1 protein-coding gene is annotated in these 543 nt (G+C 42.0%); it reads right to left on the reverse strand.

Annotation, left to right across the window (positions count from 1 at the left end; translation table 11 throughout):
- Positions 1–543, reverse strand: a 543-nt coding sequence (locus tag ACFINU_RS10500) for a tyrosine-type recombinase/integrase (protein ID WP_375619095.1), incomplete at both ends; no start/stop codon positions are given.

Genomic DNA, 543 nt, shown 5'->3' on the forward strand with positions numbered 1-543 from the left:
ATCTTATCATCTAAATTCTGATAAAATGCCGGAACTTCTTGCCATGGCATAGCAGGAATATTTGTTGGTGTAGTACGGGGCTTTCCCAAAAGGGCGCGTGCTTTCATACAAGCTTGTAGATCAACTTCCAAACCAAGAGCCGCCGCATATTTCAAGCAAATGTTAATACGGTTTAACGCTTTTCGTGCTGTATCTGCTTTTTCATGCCAAAGGGGCGCAAGAACATTGCGAATGATATTAGCCGTTAATTTTTCTATAGAGAGGCTGCCTATGTGTGGAATAACGTGCAATTCCAGCGGAGAAAACCAACGCCCATTTTTGCCTTCATTTTTTAACTCTGCTTTTTTACTTTCAAAAGCCGCAATTGCAATCTCACTGAATATGTTGCTTTGCTGTTTTAAAACGGTTTGTTCTCGAAAGACAATAGGGTCATTGCCTTCTCTGAGAATAGCACTATAATGCTTGGCAAGTTCGCGCGCTTCTTTCAGAGAAAGTTGTGCGACTGGACCAAGCCCCATTTCACGGCGTTTGTTATGGTATGTA

Origin of the sequence: Bartonella sp. AC130YNZD (assembly GCF_042196865.1) — a bacterium.
Taxonomy (GTDB): domain Bacteria; phylum Pseudomonadota; class Alphaproteobacteria; order Rhizobiales; family Rhizobiaceae; genus Bartonella.